Origin of the sequence: Stenotrophomonas sp. STK16_22, assembly GCF_051984505.1 — a bacterium.
GTDB classification, from domain to species: Bacteria; Pseudomonadota; Gammaproteobacteria; order Xanthomonadales; family Xanthomonadaceae; genus Stenotrophomonas; species Stenotrophomonas maltophilia_A.
Genome location: NZ_CP196972.1, coordinates 2,016,440 through 2,029,624 on the forward strand (window position 1 = coordinate 2,016,440; position 13,185 = coordinate 2,029,624).

Consider the following 13,185-nt stretch of genomic DNA (forward strand, 5'->3'; position numbering starts at 1 on the left):
ATAGCGCATGTGCCGCAAACGACTTAATCCCCTCCGTCCCCTTTTTTCAATACAGGATGCGCGTCCGCAGCGTGCCCGGAATCGCGGCCAGTTCGTCGCGCACGGCGGCGGCCTGTGCCTCGCTGGCGGTGATGTCGATCACCACGTAGCCCACCTTCGGGTCGGTGCGCAGGAACTGGCCGTCGATGTTGACGTTGTGTCGCGAGAAGATCTCGTTGACCTTGGACAGCACGCCCGGCACGTTCTGGTGGATGTGCAGCAGGCGCAGGCTGTCTTCGTGTTCGGGCAGGGTCACTTCCGGGAAGTTGACCGCCGACAGGGTGCTGCCGTTGTCGCTGTAGCGCACCAGCTTGGCCGCCACCTCCACGCCGATGTTGTCCTGCGCCTCCAGCGTGCTGCCGCCCACGTGCGGGGTCAGGATCACATTGTCGTGGCGGGTCAGCGGCGATTCGAAGATATCGCCATTGCCCTTCGGCTCGACCGGGAACACGTCCAGCGCGGCGCCACCGACGTGGCCGCTGGCCAGCGCCGCGTCCAGCGCATCGATGTCGACCACGGTGCCGCGCGCGGCGTTGATCAGGTGCGCGCCCTTGCGCATCTTCGCCAGCTCGGTGCTGCCGATCATCCACTGCGTGGCCGGGGTCTCCGGCACATGCAGGGTGACGATGTCGGCGCGGGCCAGCAGGTCGTCCAGGCTGGCCGCAGCACGCGCATTGCCCAGCGCCAGCTTGGTTTCCACGTCGTGGAAGATCACCTGCATGCCCAGCGATTCGGCCAGCACGCCGACCTGGGTGCCGATGTGGCCATAGCCGATGATGCCCAGGGTCTTGCCACGCACCTCATGGCTGCCGCTGGCCGACTTCGACCAGCCGCCGCGATGGCACTCGGCATTCTTCTGCGGAATGCCACGGGTCAGCATGATCGCCTCGGCAATGACCAGCTCGGCCACGCTGCGGGTGTTGGAATAGGGCGCGTTGAACACCGGGATGCCGGCCAGCTCGGCCGCGTCCAGGTCGACCTGGTTGGTGCCGATGCAGAAGCAGCCCACCGCGATCAGGCGCTTGGCCTCGGCCAGCACCTCGGCGCTGAGCTGGGTGCGCGAGCGGATGCCGACGATGTGCGCCTCGGCGATGCGCGCCTTCAGTTCGTCCTCGGGCAGCGCCTTGGTGTGCGCCTCGATCTGGCTGTAGCCGGCGGCGCTGAACACCTCCACGGCGGTCTGGCTGACCCCCTCCAGCAACAGCACGCGGATATCCTGCTTGGGGAACGAGGTCTTCTTCGGCGACATGGGGCGACACGGCCAGTGGGACAGGGGCTGACCACTATGCCAGATCGAAGCGCCCATGGTGCAGTGCGCAATTGGTTGCATCCGTAGCTATCTGCAGCGCGGCGGGGCTGGACGCTGGCGCGTGCCGCTGGCACGCTTGCCCGTTCTTCACGCCCCGCGCTGGACCGTCATGACCGATTCCCGCATTGCCTCGCTGCAGCAGGCCTGTCCCGGCCTGAAGCTGAAGACCGACCCGGCCGACCTGGAGCACTACGGGCGCGACTGGACCCGGCGCTGGACGCCGGCGCCGCTGGCGATCGCACTGCCGGCCACGGTCGAGGAAGTGCAGGCGGTGATGCGCTGGAGTGCAGGCGAGGGCGTGGCCGTGGTGCCGTCCGGCGGCCGTACCGGCCTCTCCGGTGGCGCGGTGGCTGCCAACGGCGAGCTGGTGCTCAGCCTGGAACGGATGAACAAGGCGCTGGCCTACGACGCGGTCGATCGCACCCTGGTGGTGCAGGCCGGCATGCCGCTGGAAGCCGTGCACAACGCCGCGCTGGACCACGGCCTGATCTACCCGGTGGATTTCGCCGCGCGTGGTTCCTGCACGATCGGCGGCAACATCGCCACCAATGCCGGTGGCATCCGCGTGATCCGTTACGGCAACACCCGCGAGTGGATCGCCGGGCTGAAGGTGGTCACCGCCAGTGGCGAGTTGCTGGAGCTCAACAAGGGCCTGATCAAGAACTCCAGCGGCTATGACTTCCGCCAGCTGCTGATCGGTTCGGAAGGCACGCTGGGCGTGATCGTCGAAGCGACGGTGAAGCTGACCGATCCGCCGCCGGCCAGCAACGTGATGCTGCTGGCGCTGCCCAGCTTCGAAGTGCTGATGCAGGTATTCGCCGCGTTCCGCGCACGGCTGCAGCTGCAGGCCTTCGAATTCTTCACTGATCGCGCGCTGGAGCACGTGCTGGCGCATGGTGCGCAGGCACCGTTCGACGAGGTGCACCCGTATTACGTGGTCACCGAGTTCGCCGCCAACGACGAAGCGCAGGAAGCGGCGGCGATGGCGGCCTTCGAGGACTGCATGGGCAACGGCTGGGTCAGCGACGGCGTGATCAGTGCCAGCGATGCCCAGGCCGCCCAGTTGTGGCGCCTGCGCGAAGGCATCACCGAATCGCTGGCGCGCTACAAGCCCTACAAGAACGACGTCTCGGTGCGGATCTCGGCGATGCCGGCGTTCCTGGCCGAGACCCAGGCATTGATCGGGCAGGCCTACCCGCACTTCGATGTGGTGTGGTTCGGTCATATCGGTGACGGCAACCTGCACATCAACGTGCTCAAGCCCGATGACACCAGCGACGCCGATTTCGTGGCGCAGTGCGAGCATGTGACCAAGCTGCTGGCGCAGGTGCTGGCCCGGTTCGATGGCAGCATCTCGGCTGAACACGGCATCGGCCTGGTCAAGAAGGGCTACCTGGACAGCACCCGCGGCCCGGCCGAGATCGCCCTGATGAAGGCGGTCAAACGTGCGTTCGATCCCCAAGCGCGGCTGAATCCCGGCAAGCTGTTCGACGTTTGAGCCGGGCAAATCCTTCACGCACCCGTTACGCTCCACGCATCCTCACAACCGGCTTCGAACCGATGACCCGTCCGCTTCTGCTGCTCGCCCTGCTGTCCCTGCCGCTGGCCGGCTTCGCTTCCAGCTTCGCCGGCACCTCGGCCGGTTCCGCCACCGGTGCATCGTCGGGCTCTTCGGCCAGCAGCTCGGGCGACGACAAGGTGGTGCAGGCCGCACGCGACGATGCCGCCGCGTTCATCGCCAGCGACGGCCAGATCCGTGGCGCCCGCCTGCAGGCCGCGCTGGTCCACCTGCGTGAGCAGAGCGCTGCCGCGCAGCAGCAGAGCGACCTGGAACTGGCCCGCGCGCTGCTGGCGCGTTGATCCCGGGTAGTGCCGGCCGCTGGCTGGCAACGCCATGACATCTGCACGGAACGCAGCCAGGCATGGCCTGGCTCTACTGCTGGCCGTTCCGGCCGCACATGCCAGCAGCGACCTGCGCCTGGATCCGGAAGGGCTGAGCCCTGCACAGCAGCAGGTGGCGATGCAGACCCTGGCCGACGTGCAGTCCCTGCTGCCAGATGGCCTGCTGCGCTCACTGCCAGCACACGTGCAGGTGCGCTGGAGCGACCACCTGCCGGCCGATGTGCACGGTCGCGCTTTCGCCGGCCGCATCGACCTGCGTCGCGAGCTGCTGGATGATGCCGTGCCCGGCGCACGCCGTGCACGACGCAGCGCGCTGGTGCATGAACTGACCCATGTTGCAGACCGTAGCGGCGCGAACTGGTCGCGCAGTGCGCGCTGGCGCGACCTGGCCGGATGGCAGCGCAAGCCCTGGCATCTCGGCCGTGGTGGCAACGACTTCCGTGACCGTAGTCCGGATGCCTATGAACTGAAGGATCCGGCCGAGTACCTGGCAGTGAACGCCGAGCATTTCGTGCTCGACAGCGAGTTTGCCTGCCGGCGCCCGGCGCTGGCGCAGTGGTACCAGGCCCATTTCGGAACCCCGCCATCGCTGCCGCAGTCGCACTGCGCGGCCACGTTGCCATTGCTGCAGGCCGAATCGGAAGAGGGTGCGGCATCGCTGCTGCAGCTCGATCCTTCGCGCGTCTACGCCGTGGACTACCTGTTCGCCGAAGGCAGTGCGCAGCTGATGAGCCGCTGGGGGCACAGCATGCTGCGGCTGGTGATCTGCCGGCCGGGCCGTGCGCCGGGGCCGGACTGCCGCCTGGACCTGGAGCACCACCGCGTGCTGTCGTTCCGCGCATTCGTGGGTGATGTGCAGATTTCCAACTGGCGTGGCCTGACCGGCGGCTATCCCTCGCGGCTGTTCGTGCTGCCGCTGCAGCAGGTGGTGGACGAGTACACCAAGGTGGAACTGCGTGGGTTGCAGTCGCTGCCGTTGCAGTTGTCGCCCGGCGAGATCGCCGGCCTGCTCGAGCGCACTGCACAGGTGCACTGGAGCTACGACGGGCGCTATTACTTCGTCAGCAACAACTGCGCGGTGGAAACCGCAAAGCTGCTGCAGGCGGGCGTGCCGCGCCTGGGGGAGGCCGGGCTGGCCCAGCTGAGTCCGCGCGGGTTGAAGCGTCGGCTGTCCCGGCTGCATGTGCTGGACGAGCAGGTGCTGACGGACCGCAATGCAGCGCAGGCGCAGGGCTACTACTTTGCCTCGGCGCGCGATCACTATCAGCAGTTGTTCGCGGTGGCGAGCTCACAGCTGGGGCTGCCGGTGCGCGATGTGCGCGCCTGGCTGAAGCTGCCCGCACAGCAGCGTGCGCCCTGGCTGCTGCAGGGTGACCTGCGTGCCAGCGCCGGGCTGCTGCTGCTGGAACAGGCTGCGCAACGCCGCGCCGAACTGCGCGCGCGCGATGTGCTGAAACGGCGCCTGCTGGCGGCACCGGACAGTGCCGAGACGCGCGGCCTGCGCCAGCTGCTGGAGCAGGGTGGGCAATGGCTGCGCCCGGGTACGCTGCTGGTCGACGATGGCTACGGGTTGCCGCTTGCCGATGAGCAGGCGCTGTTGTCCGAGGTCGTGGCCACCGCCAGTGCGCAGGCGGTGCCGGCGTGGCAGGCGCTGCGCGTGCAGCTGCGCCAGCAGTTGCCGGCGGGCCAGCGCAACGAGATGGATGCGATCGATGCCAACCTCGCCGCGCTCGGCGCACGCCTGCGGGAACAGGCAGCCACGCCCGCTACTGGCGCGGAAGCTCGATGACGAAGCGGCTGCCGCCGGCGCTGCCGGGCGTGCAGTAGACGCGGCCGCCATGTGCATCGGCGATGGCCTTGACCACCGCCAGGCCCAGCCCGCTGCCGCCGCCCTGGCGGGAGCGCGAGCCGTCGGCGCGCATGAACGGAGTGAAGATGTCGGTGTGAAGTTCCGGGTCGATGCCCGGGCCTTCGTCCTCGATCGCCACCTGCACGTGTCCGGGCGTGTCGTGCACGGCAATCCGCACCTTGCCCGGGCTGGCGTAGCGGCGCGCATTCTCCAGCAGTGCCAGCAGGGCCTGGCGCAAGCGTGTCGGGTCACAGTGCGCGTTGTGTTCCTCGCGGCTGGTTTCCAGCTCCAGCACGAAGCCGGCGGCGCGGAACTGCGGGTCGACCAGGGTCATCACCGAATGCACTTCGGCCACCACGTCGGTGCGCGCGCGGCGTACGTCCAACCGCGCGTTGTCGGACAGGCTCAACACGCGCAGATCCTCGATCAGGCGTGAGAGGCCTTCGACCTGTGCCAGCAGGCTGCGGAACTGGGATTCGTCTGGCTGGAACACGCCCTCGGCCAGCCCCTGCAGGCGACCACGCAGGATCGTCACCGGAGTCCGCAGTTCATGGGCAATGGCCGCATGCCACATCGCGCGCTCGCTCTCCATGTGCTGCAGGCGGCGCGCCATCGCATTGAAATCCTCGACCAGGGTGGCCACTTCGCCGGGCGAGTTTTCCTGGGCGCTGGCGCGCGCACCGAGGTCGCCGCCGGCAAGCGCGCGCACGCTGTCGACCAGCGAATTCAAGGGCGACAGGATGCGGTGGGCAAGGCGGAACGAGGCGGCGATGGCCAGTGCCAGGCCGGTCAGGATCACCCCGACCATCCATGCCAGCTCCGGCCCGGTCGGCAGCCAGCTTTCCGGCTCTTCGGCACTGCCGGGGAAGAACTCGACCAGCACCGCGTACAGCAGCCACGATGACAGGATCATCATCACGATGACGCCGATCACCATCAGCGACATCGAGACGATGATGTGGCGACTGAGCCCGGAGCGGCGCAGGCGGGCCATCAGCGGTCGGCCATCAACCGGTAGCCGACACCGCGCACGCTGGCCGGAACATTGACCATGCCCACTTCATCCAGCTTGCGGCGCAGCTTGCTGACATGGCTGTCGACCGTGCGCTCCAGCGCCTCGCTTTCCGGCAGGCATTCGTGCATCAGTTCGCTGCGGCTGAAGATGCGGGTCGGCGCCAGCGCCATGCAGTGCAGCAGCTTGAACTCGGTGAGGGTGAGCAGCACTTCGTGGCTGTAGCCGTCGCCTTCCACATGCACGGCATGGGTGGCCGAGTCGATCAGCAACGGGCCCGCGCGCAGTGCGGTCGGTGCGTCCACGCGCGAGCCACGCAGCGTACGCCGCAGCACGGCGCGCACGCGCGCTGCCACTTCGGCTGGATTGAACGGCTTGACCACGTAGTCGTCGGCGCCCATGCGCAGCGCAGTCAGCTTGTCCAGGTCCTGGTCCAGCGCGGTCAGCATGATCACCGGCGTTTCGCCGCGCTGGCGTAGCTGGGTCAGTACGCTCCAGCCATCCAGCCGCGGCAGTTGTACGTCGAGCAGGACCAGGTCGGGGCGGGCGCTGCGGTGCAGGTCCAGTGCACTGTGGCCATCGGCGGCACGCAGGGTGCGTAGTCCTTCGCGTTCCAGGTAGGCGGTAAGAATATCGGCGATCTCGGCCTCATCCTCGACGATCAGGACGAGGGCGGCGAGGGCAGGGGAGGCATGCATGCAGGGGCGGGGCCTTAAGGTGCTTGCCTCCATCGTATCTCCACAGTTCCTCCATCGAAACCCCATCATCGCCCCGCAGACTGCACGCTTCAGAACCTATCAGCCGCCCGCGCGGCATTGTGCACAGCAATGAGAACCTTCAGGACTCCGGTCGCGTTGATCGCGGCCCTCGCCCTGGCCATGACGGCCTGCTCCGCCCCCGAAGCCACGCCCGAAGCGGCACCGCGCGTCAGCGTGGTCACTGTCGGCCCGCAGGTCGTGCAGCGCGATGACGAACTGCCCGGCCGCGTGGCCGCCGTACGCACCGCACAGATCCGTGCCCAGGTGGGCGGCATCGTGCAGCGCCGGCTGTTTGAGCAGGGTGCGGAAGTGCGCGCCGGCCAGGCCCTGTTCCAGATCGATCCGGCGGCGTTCCGTGCCGATGTCGACTCGGCACTGGCCGCGCTGCAGCGCAGTGAGGCAGCCCTGGGCCGCAGCCGCGTGCAGTCGCAGCGCCTGCATGCGCTGGCGGCCGCGCAGGCGGTCAGCCAGCAGCACCGCGACGATGCCAGTGCCGAGTACGAACAGGCCCGTGCCGCGGTGAACGAAGCGCGCGCGATCCTGGCGCGTCGCCAGCTCGATCTGCGCTATGCCACGGTCAGCGCGCCGATTGCCGGCCGCATCGACCAGGCGCTGGTGACCGAAGGTGCACTGGTCGGCGTGGCCGATGCCGAGCCGATGGCGGTGGTGCAGCAGATCGACCAGGTCTACGTCGATGTGCGCCAGCCAGCGGCGCAGCTCGAGTCGCTGCAACGCAGTGCCGGTGGCGGCGAGCTGCCGGTGACGATCATCGGTGCGGCCGGCAAGCCGCTGCCCGAACGTGGCCAGATGCTGTTCTCCGGTATCAATGTCGATGCGCGCACCGGTGATGTGATCCTGCGCATCCTGGTCGACAACCCGCAGCGCCAGCTGCTGCCCGGCATGTACGTGCGCGCGAAGGTGCCGCGGGGTGCGCCGGCCAGCGCACTGACCGTGCCACAGCAGGCCGTGCTGCGCAGTGCCGGTGGCCAGGCCTATGCCTGGGTGATCGGTGGCGATGGCAAGGCGGTGATCCGCACGCTGGAAGTGGACGGTAGTGTCGATCGCCAATGGCTGGTGCGCACCGGCCTGAAGGCGGGCGAAAAGGTGGTGGTCGAAGGCCAGGAACGCCTGCAGGAAGGCGTGGTGGTCGATGCGCGCGATTGGCAGATGCCGGTCGCCAGCGCCGGCGCGGTGCAGGCCGGCAGCAAGGGCTGAGCCTCTACCGGGCCGGTCCCTCCAGGAAAATCCAACATGGCACGTTTCTTCATCGATCGCCCGGTGTTCGCCTGGGTGCTGGCGATCTTCATCATCCTGGCCGGTGTGCTGGCGATCCCGCGGCTGGCGGTGGAGCGCTATCCGGCGGTTGCCCCGCCCAGCGTCAGCATCTACGCCAGTTACCCGGGTGCGAGCCCGCAGACGCTGAATGACGCGGTGGTCGGCCTGATCGAGCGCGAGCTGTCCAGCGTCAAGCACCTGCTGTACTTCGAGTCTTCGGTGGACACGTCCGGCGAAGCCTCGATCACCGCCACCTTCAAGCCGGGCACCAACCCGGAGCTGGCGCAGGTGGACGTGCAGAACCGGATCAAGGCGATCGAGCCGCGCCTGCCGCGCAGCGTGCGCCAGAACGGCCTGTTCGTGGAGGCCGCCGATTCCGGCTTCCTGATGCTGGTCGGCCTGCGTTCGCCGGATGCCAGCGTCAGCGAGGCCGCACTGGGCGACTTCATGGCGCGCAACATCATCGAGGAGCTGCGCCGCATCGATGGCGTCGGCCGCGTGCAGCTGTTCGGTGCCGAGCAGGCGATGCGCGTGTGGCTGGACCCGACCCGGTTGACCGGCTATGGGCTGACCATGGGTGACGTGGCCGCTGCCATCGAGCAGCAGAACCTGGAGATCTCGCCGGGGCGCATCGGCGATTCTCCGGGTGTTCCGGGCCAGCGCATCACCGTGCCGCTGAGTGCCGATGGCCAGCTGTCCACGCCGGAGCAGTTCGCTGCCATCGTGCTGCGCGCCGGGGCCGACGGCTCGCGGGTGGTGCTGGGCGATGTCGCCCGCGTTGAACTGGGCGCGCAGAGCTATGCTTGGGGCACCCGCGAGGATGGCCATCCGGCCACCGCCGCCGGCGTGCAGCTGCGTCCTGGCGCGAACGCGGTGCGTACCGCGTCGGCGGTGCGTGAGCGCATGGCCGAACTGGCGCCGCTGCTGCCGCGCGGCGTGGAGGCGAGCATTCCGTTCGACACCGCACCGTTCGTCAAGATCTCGATCCAGAAGGTGGTGCAGACGCTGCTGGAGGCGATGCTGCTGGTGTTCGCAGTGATGTACCTGTTTCTGCAGAACTGGCGCTACACGCTGATTCCGGCACTGGTCGCACCGATCGCGTTGCTGGGCACCTTCGCGGTGATGCTGGCGCTGGGCTTCTCGATCAATGTGCTGACCATGTTCGGCATGGTGCTGGCAATCGGCATCATCGTCGACGACGCCATCGTGGTGGTCGAGGGCGTGGAACGGATCATGGCCGAGGAAGACCTGCCGCCGCGCGAGGCCACCATCAAGGCGATGCGCGAACTGACCGGTGCGGTGATCGGCATCACCCTGGTGCTGACTGCGGTGTTCATTCCGATGGCGCTGGCCAGCGGCTCGGTGGGCGCGATCTACCGCCAGTTCACCGTGGCGATGGCGGTGTCGATCCTGTTCTCGGCGCTGCTGGCATTGAGCCTGACGCCGGCGCTGTGCGCGACCCTGCTGCGCCCGAACACCCATGGCCACCATGGTCGGGGCGGTCTGTTCGGCGCCTTCAATCGTGGCTTCGAGAAGATGACCGGGCGCTACCAGCGTGGCGTGGCGTCGGTGCTGCAGCGGAGCGGGCGGGTGATGGGCGTGTTCGCCGCGCTGGTGGCGGCGCTGCTGCTGGGCCTGCACTGGCTGCCGGGCGCCTTCCTGCCGGAAGAGGACCAGGGCTACTTCATGACCTCGATCCAGCTGCCGGCCGAAGCCACCGCCGAACGCACGCTGGCCGTGGTCGAAGCCTACGAACGGCACGTGGCGTCACGCCCGGGCATCGGCTCCAACCAGTCGATCCTCGGCTACAGCTTCTCCGGTTCCGGCCCGAGCGCGGCGCTGACCTACACGATGCTGAAGGACTGGGGCGAGCGTGCAGGGGCCACCGCGGCCGGCGAAGTGGAGGCCGCGCAGAAGGCGATGGCGACGATTGCCGAGGGCGAGGTGATGAGCGTGATGCCGCCGGCGATCGACAGCCTGGGCCGTTCGTCCGGCTTCTCGCTGGCGCTGCAGGCGCGCACCGGGCAGAGCCAGGCCGAACTGCGTGCGGCCCTGCAGCAGCTGCTGAAGCTGGCCGAGGCCAGTCCGCTGCTGTCGGAGGTGCATGCCGATGGCCTGCCGGCAGGTACCAGCGTGCGGCTGGACATCGATCGCGCCAAGGCCGAGGCGATGGGCGTGGGGTTCGAGCAGATCAGCAGCACGCTGTCGGCGGCGATGGGCTCGCAGTACGTCAACGACTTCCCCAACAAGGGGCGGCTGCAGCAGGTGATCCTGCAGGCCGATGCACCCCACCGGATGGAGCTGGAGGACGTGCTGAAGCTGTACGTGCGCAACAGCGAAGGCGGCATGGTGGCGTTGTCGGAGCTGGTGACGCCGCACTGGACCGAGGCGCCGCTGCAGCTGCAGCGCTATCTCGGCTTCCCGGCGCTGAACCTGTCCGGCGCACCGGCCTCCGGCGTGTCGACCGGCCAGGCCATGGCGGAGATGGAGCGGTTGGCGGAGAAGCTGCCGTCCGGTTTTGCCCTGCAGTGGACCAGCCAGTCGCTGCAGGAGCGGGAGTCCGGTGCGCAGGCGCCGTGGTTGCTGCTGTTGTCGATGCTGGTGGTGTTCCTGGTGCTGGCGGCACTGTACGAGAGCTGGTCGATCCCGCTGGCGGTGATGCTGGTGGTGCCGCTGGGCCTGCTCGGTGCGGTTGCTGCGGTGCTGTTGCGGGGCATGCCCAACGACGTGTTCTTCAAGGTCGGCATGATCACCGTGATCGGGCTGTCGGCGAAGAACGCGATCCTCATCGTCGAGTTCGCGCGCCAGCTGCAGCAGCAGGGTCGCGGCCTGGTTGAAGCGGCGTTGGAGGCGGCGCGGCTGCGCCTGCGGCCGATCGTGATGACCTCGTTGGCATTCGCGCTGGGCGTGGTGCCACTGATGCTGGCGCAGGGCGCGTCGAAGGAAACCCAGCAGGCGATTGGAACCGGTGTGTTCGGCGGCATGGTCAGTGCGACGGTGCTGGCGGTGTTCTTCGTGCCGGTCTTCTATGTAGTGGTGCAGGGCACGCGGCAGTGGATCGCGCAACGCCTGCGCAGGCGCCGGCCGATGCCGGAAGGATCCGTGGATGGAACGGGACATCGTTGAAGACCTGCATGAGCGGCAGTTGGCAGCGCTGGAACAGCGCCTGCGGCAGGCATTGCTGGATGACGACCACGATGCGCTGACTGCGCTGGTATCGCCGGCATTGTTCATGATGGACGGGCAGGGCGGGCGCTTGCTCGACCTGCCTTGGCTGGGCGACTGGCTGGCCGGAAACCTGCAGGTGCGCAGCCTGCAGTCGTACGCGGTGGAAACGCTGCTGTGCGGACGCCTGGCATTGTTGTCCAGCGACGTGCGCTTGTCGGTGCGCGGGCAGGGCCGGGAGCGCGAGCTGAAACTGCGCCTGCTGCGGGTGTGGACCTGCAGTTCCGGCGAAAGCGGCGCGCAGCTGTTGTCGATGGCGGTACTGGCCGCATGAGTGCGGTCAGGCCGCTTTCAGGCCCCGCTCACCGACAGGTGGTAGGGTCGAGCCTCTCTGTAGTGTCGACAAGGAGTCGAGCCATGCGTGTAGTTCCCAGTCTGTTGGCAGCCTCCCTCGGGTTGGTGCTGGCCGCGTGCCAGCCGGCCCAGCCGCCCGCCGCAGGCGGCAATGACGCCCCGCCTGCCGCGCCGCAGCCGAGCGCCAGCACCGAAGGTGGCAGCGAGACCACGTACCAGTGTGGTGATCTGAGCGTGCGCGCGACCTTCAATGGCGAGGATGCGGCCACGGTGGTGATCGGCGAACGCACCTTCGCCATGAGCTCCGAGCGTGCGGCGTCGGGTGCCAAGTACGGCGATGGCAAGGGCAACAGCTTCTGGACCAAGGGCAGCGATGACGGCCTGTTGAGCCTGAAGGGCGAAGCCGATCGCGAGTGCCATGCGGTCGAAGCCACTGAAGGCGATGGCAGCGCCGGCAATGCCGCGTTCCGTGCCACCGGCAATGAGCCGGGCTGGCTGGCGGTTGTCGACGGCGACACGCCGGGCCTGCAGGTGGAAGTGGATTACGGTGAGCGTCGTTTCGATGTCGCCCAGCCCACCGCAGGTGCTGACGGCTGGAGTGGCAAGGCGTCCGATGGCACCGACGTCAAGCTCAGCTTCCAGCGCATGACCTGCCAGGACGACATGAGTGGCGAGGCGTTCGATGCCAAGGTGAACCTGACCATCGGCACCCGCCAGTACCACGGCTGCGGCAATTTCGGCGCGAAGCAGCCGTAAGCTACCTGTAGAGCCGAGCCACGCTCGGCTGCAGTCCCTGTCCAACGCACAGCAGCCGAGCGTGGGCTCGGTGCTACACGACTGCTACATCCGATGGCCTGCCTGCGGCGAATGCGCCGCAGGCAGGGACAGGCAGCCGATCAGCGCGAGGCGATTAGTCGGCACGGCCCGCGAATTCGCCGGTGGCGGTGTTCACCAGCACGCGTTCGCCGTTGACGATGTACTCCGGCACCATGATCTCGATGCCGGTGTTGAGCTTGGCCGGCTTCGGGCGCTTGGTGGCGGTGCCACCCTTCAGTTCCGGCGGCGTCTCGATCACTTCCAGCACCACCGAGGCCGGCAGCTGGATCGCCACCGGCTGCTCGTCGATCACCTGCACGTAGATGCCGGTCAGGCCATCGGTGATGTAGCCAGCGTCGTCGCCGATCACGTCCGCGTCCAGGGTGTAGGGGGTGTAGTCCTCGTCATCGAGGAACACGAACGCGTCGCCGTCCTTGTACGAATAGGTGGACTGGCGGCGCAGCAGTTCGACCTCGACCAGGTTGTCGTCGGCATCGAAGCTGGCATCGAGCTTGTTGCCGCCCGGCACGCTGTACATGATGAAGCGGAAGCGGACGTTGCCGCCGCGACCCTGCGGCGAGCTGCGCTCGATGTCGCGGATCTGGTACACGCCGTTGTTGTACTCGACGACGTTGCCCTTCTTGATGTCGTTGGCTTTCATGGTGATCTAGGTCGTTGGGGGAGGGCGCCGTCCCGGCGCCCGGGG

11 protein-coding genes are annotated in these 13,185 nt (G+C 68.0%); 7 read left to right on the top strand and 4 right to left on the bottom strand.

Features of this window, described 5'->3' with window-relative positions:
• Positions 1-46: 46 nt before the first annotated feature.
• Entirely contained in the window at positions 47-1,288 is a 1,242-nt protein-coding gene (gene serA, locus ACSYAO_RS09340) for a phosphoglycerate dehydrogenase (RefSeq protein WP_005409458.1), read from the bottom strand.
• A gap of 169 nt (positions 1,289-1,457) precedes the next feature.
• Between serA and ACSYAO_RS09345 the strand changes: the two genes are divergently transcribed.
• The 3 genes from ACSYAO_RS09345 (at position 1,458) to ACSYAO_RS09355 (ending at position 5,039) form a co-directional block, all read left to right on the top strand.
• A complete protein-coding gene (locus ACSYAO_RS09345; RefSeq protein WP_024958330.1) occupies positions 1,458-2,846 on the top strand; it encodes an FAD-binding oxidoreductase in 1,389 nt (462 codons plus the stop codon).
• 62 nt (positions 2,847-2,908) lie between these two features.
• Positions 2,909-3,208: a DUF2388 domain-containing protein gene (locus tag ACSYAO_RS09350; protein ID WP_005409460.1), complete on the top strand. Its 300-nt coding sequence runs from the start codon at positions 2,909-2,911 to the stop codon at positions 3,206-3,208.
• 34 nt (positions 3,209-3,242) lie between these two features.
• Positions 3,243-5,039, top strand: coding sequence for a DUF7844 domain-containing protein (locus ACSYAO_RS09355; RefSeq protein WP_076738998.1), 1,797 nt, complete (start codon positions 3,243-3,245; stop codon positions 5,037-5,039).
• On the opposite strand, the gene ACSYAO_RS09360 is transcribed toward ACSYAO_RS09355, so the two are convergent.
• Positions 5,017-6,093 (bottom strand): ATP-binding protein, encoded by a 1,077-nt coding sequence (locus ACSYAO_RS09360; protein WP_005409462.1) that lies wholly within the window; start codon positions 6,091-6,093, stop codon positions 5,017-5,019. The genes ACSYAO_RS09355 and ACSYAO_RS09360 overlap by 23 nt on opposite strands.
• On the bottom strand, positions 6,093-6,809 hold the full coding sequence (locus tag ACSYAO_RS09365; protein WP_005413196.1) for a response regulator: 717 nt from the start codon (positions 6,807-6,809) through the stop codon (positions 6,093-6,095). The genes ACSYAO_RS09360 and ACSYAO_RS09365 overlap by 1 nt, the downstream gene beginning before the upstream one ends.
• Before the next feature lie 129 nt (positions 6,810-6,938).
• Here ACSYAO_RS09365 and ACSYAO_RS09370 point away from each other — a divergent pair, with 129 nt between their 5' ends.
• The 4 genes from ACSYAO_RS09370 to ACSYAO_RS09385 all read left to right on the top strand — a co-directional run bounded on the left by ACSYAO_RS09370 (position 6,939) and on the right by ACSYAO_RS09385 (position 12,419).
• Positions 6,939-8,084 carry an efflux RND transporter periplasmic adaptor subunit gene (locus ACSYAO_RS09370; RefSeq protein WP_024958332.1) on the top strand — a complete coding sequence of 382 codons (1,146 nt, stop codon included), beginning with the start codon at positions 6,939-6,941 and terminating at the stop codon, positions 8,082-8,084.
• Positions 8,085-8,120: 36 nt separating this feature from the next.
• On the top strand, positions 8,121-11,270 hold the full coding sequence (locus tag ACSYAO_RS09375) for a multidrug efflux RND transporter permease subunit (protein ID WP_076738999.1): 3,150 nt from the start codon (positions 8,121-8,123) through the stop codon (positions 11,268-11,270).
• A complete protein-coding gene (locus ACSYAO_RS09380; RefSeq protein ID WP_005409466.1) occupies positions 11,251-11,643 on the top strand; it encodes a nuclear transport factor 2 family protein in 393 nt (130 codons plus the stop codon). Before ACSYAO_RS09375 ends, ACSYAO_RS09380 begins: the two co-directional genes overlap by 20 nt.
• Before the next feature lie 83 nt (positions 11,644-11,726).
• Positions 11,727-12,419 carry a COG3650 family protein gene (locus ACSYAO_RS09385; protein ID WP_076739000.1) on the top strand — a complete coding sequence of 231 codons (693 nt, stop codon included), beginning with the start codon at positions 11,727-11,729 and terminating at the stop codon, positions 12,417-12,419.
• A gap of 154 nt (positions 12,420-12,573) precedes the next feature.
• Here ACSYAO_RS09385 and yeiP read toward each other — a convergent pair whose 3' ends face one another.
• Positions 12,574-13,140, bottom strand: a complete 567-nt coding sequence (gene yeiP / locus ACSYAO_RS09390) for an elongation factor P-like protein YeiP (protein WP_005409468.1) — start codon at positions 13,138-13,140, stop codon at positions 12,574-12,576.
• Positions 13,141-13,185 lie beyond the last annotated feature (45 nt).